This is a genomic window from Congregibacter sp. (assembly GCF_965660375.1).
Classification (GTDB): domain Bacteria; phylum Pseudomonadota; class Gammaproteobacteria; order Pseudomonadales; family Halieaceae; genus Congregibacter.
This window is the reverse complement of sequence record NZ_CBFHZO010000111.1, coordinates 1-3,163: the sequence shown is the minus strand read 5'-3', so window position 1 is coordinate 3,163 and position 3,163 is coordinate 1. Positions and strand designations below refer to the sequence as shown.

2 protein-coding genes are annotated in these 3,163 nt (G+C 58.6%); both read left to right on the top strand.

Annotated features, from left to right (window positions below):
* Positions 1–97 precede the first annotated feature (97 nt).
* A complete protein-coding gene (locus tag ACTG3T_RS10755) occupies positions 98–1,930 on the top strand; it encodes a tetratricopeptide repeat protein (protein ID WP_439102274.1) in 1,833 nt (610 codons plus the stop codon).
* A 24-nt stretch (positions 1,931–1,954) separates the two neighbouring features.
* On the top strand, positions 1,955–3,163 hold a 1,209-nt coding region (locus tag ACTG3T_RS10750; protein WP_439102273.1), incomplete at its 3' end, for a tetratricopeptide repeat-containing sulfotransferase family protein.

Genomic DNA, 3,163 nt, shown 5'->3' with positions numbered 1-3,163 from the left:
GTCGTGGGCGACTATTGAACCTTGTTTGACGATAAAATAAGCGGATTAAGCATCTTTCTATAGATCACTTAACGGATAAAAGGACCCCAAAGCCGCCGTGAACCCGAATTACCGCCAGTCATTACAACAGGCGCACCAGATGCTGCGGGCGGGCAGAGGTGCGGACTGCGCGCAGCTGTGCCAGCAGCTTTTACAGCAGATGCCCGGGGAGGCAAATGCCTTGCAGTTGTTGGCTCTCGGGCAGCAGCAGTCGGGTGATGTGGTGGGCGCAGACAGGACCTTTCAGGCTGCGATCGCAGCGTCTCCACAACAGCCACAAGCGCTACTAGCCTACGCTGCATTCCTCCGCCAACAGGCGCGTTTTGACGAGGCAGAAAAACAGCTGCAGAAGGCGCTGGCATCGGCACCTGATTCACCCGACGTTTGGCAGGCCCTGGCACGACTGCATTATCAACAGGAGAACTGGCCAGAGGCGATGCGCTGCATCACCAGGGCCACAGAGCTTGCTCCCCAGGCGCCACCCTTTTGGGAGCTTGCAGCGGCGATTGCGCAGAAGCAGAACGACGTCGCGCAAGCCCTGGCGCTTTGCCAAAAAGGTATCGCGCATAACCCCAAGGCACCCCGGCTGCATTATTCCCTCGCGCAGCTGTTGCGTCAGGAGTGCGATTTTGAGGAAGCCGCCGCGGCTTACCAGAAGGCGCTCAACCTCGGTTTTGACCAACCGGATCTGTACCGCAACCGAGCGGAGGCATTGCTCGATGCCGGAGACATAGACGCAGCGCTGGCCTGCGCCAATACGGGGGTAGAGCGCTTTCCCGGTCATCCTTTGCTCCAGCGCACTGCCGCTCAGCTAAGCTTCAGTTCCGGTGCAAAGCGCGATCATCTTGAGAAGCTCCGCGCTGCGGTGAAGCGCGAGCCCCGCAACCCGGCGTTGTGGCAGACCCTTGTGCAGCTCATGAAGCGCTTGGGGGAGGAGTCCGACGTCGAAAAGACGCTCCGGGACGCGAAGCGCCTGGGCTGTCCCGAGACGGCCAATCTGCAAGTATTGGCTGCCCTGGATATGGCGCAGCGGGGGCAGGAGACCGCCGCTCTGGATCGTCTGGAACAGATCAGCTCGGCTAACCCTGATGACAGCTACGTTCAGCATTACTACGCGATGCAGCTGCTGCGGTGCAAAGAGGCCGAGCGCGCCGAGGAGCTCTGTGCGCAGTGGTTGCTAAAAGCGCCCTTTGACCAGACCCTGTTGGCCTATCGCGGCACGGCGCTTCAGCTAATGGGTGATCCCCGGGAAGATTGGCTCCTTGATTACCAGCGCATGGTGGTGCCTGTAGAGGTGCCTGCGCCACCGGAGTATGCAACGCGGGAGGCCTACTTTGAGGAACTTACCCGTGTGCTTGAAGATTTGCATCACAGTAACGCACAGCCTATCGAGCAAAGCGTGCGCGGGGGGACCCAGACCAACGGTTTTTTGTTTCGCCTTAAAGAGCCTCTTCTTCGCGGTCTGGAGACCCAGTTGCAGCTCGCTATCGCCAGTGCGCTACAAACCATGCCTACCGACGAGGATCAACCGTTCTGGAGCCGCAACACACGTCCGAAGCTGGCCAGCGACCTGCGCATGGCAGGGGCCTGGTCCGTGCGACTCCGCGATCAGGGCTACCACGCCAACCATATACATCCCGAGGGCTGGATCAGCTCGGCGCTCTATATTTCTTTACCCGATGAGGTTCAGGAAGGTGATGGCACCGAGGGCCATATCCAGTTTGGTCGGCCCATGATGGAGCTCGGACTGGATCTCGCGCCCCGTCGTGTCGTTAAACCCGTCGTCGGCACGCTGGTACTGTTCCCGTCTTACATGTGGCACGGCACACTGCCTTTTCACTCCGATCAGTCGCGTATTACCGTGGCCTTCGATTTACTGCCCGGGGCCTGAGGGGTCCCTAACCCGAGGAAAAACATGAACACCACCTCCCAAGGCGAGCCCAGCTTGCAGTCCCTGCTCCATGAAGGATCGCAGTTTGTTCAAGCGCGACAGCTGGAAAACGCCGAAGCCGTGGCCAAGGAGCTTTTGAGTAAATTTCCTGAGGAGCTTGAAGTACGTTATCTGGCGTCCGATGTTGAAAGTTTGCGGGGCGATCCGCAGGCGGCTTTAGAGCACCTTGATGCCCTCGCTGAGCATCTTGGCACCAATCCGCGCATTCTCTTGCGTAAAGCCCAGCTCTGTCTGTTTGATGGCCAGTCGCAACGCGCGCTGAGTTGTGCAAGGGCTGTGGATCTACTGGAAGCCAAGGAACCGGAGCTGGCGGCCTTGTCGCAGATATTCACCGAGCTTGGTCAGCTGAAGGAGGCCCGGAACTGCCTGCTCATAGCCCGTGACAAAAACCCCGACAGCCAGCAGTTACTGTATCTTCTCGCGGTTTGTGAGGCGCAGCTGGATTTAACGGATGAGTCCGAAAAGCATCTGGCGCAGGTGCTGGAGAAATCGCCTACCGATGTTGGCGCTCTCCATCTGCGAACGCAGTTGCGGCGCTGGTCCAAAAACAACAATCACATCCAGGAGCTTCGGAATACGATTCGCAAGAGTACTGATCCAACACTCACGGCGATCGCCTGCTACGCCCTGGGTAAGGAGTTTGAGGACCTCGGTGATTACAAAGAATCGTTCACCGCCTATGACGCCGGAGCACAAACCTATCGCAAGCTGGTGAACTACGATGAGGCTACGGAGCTGGGTGCACAAAAAGACATCCGGGATACCTTTGACTCATCACGACTCCCATTATTGACCCAGGGCGCGGAAGAGTCCGGGTCGATCTTTGTCCTGGGCATGCCTCGCGCGGGTTTACGTCTCGCGGAACGCGTTCTCGCCAAGCACAGCGCGATCACCCCGGGAGGAGAGTTGGGACTATTTCGGCGTGTGCTTGGTGTACTTGCCCGGGATGCGGCACCAGCCGAGGTCTCGGACGCTGAGGCTACCTTAGCTGTGGATTTTGCCGAGCTTGGCAGACGATACAACAGCGCAGCACGGGACCGGCTTGGCGACGGCCCGCGTTTTGTCGACTGCACTTCCCATAATTTTCTTTATTGCGGACACATTCTTACGGCTCTTCCCGGCGCGCGCATAATTCATGTGCATCGTGACCCCCTGGATACCTGTTACTCGATT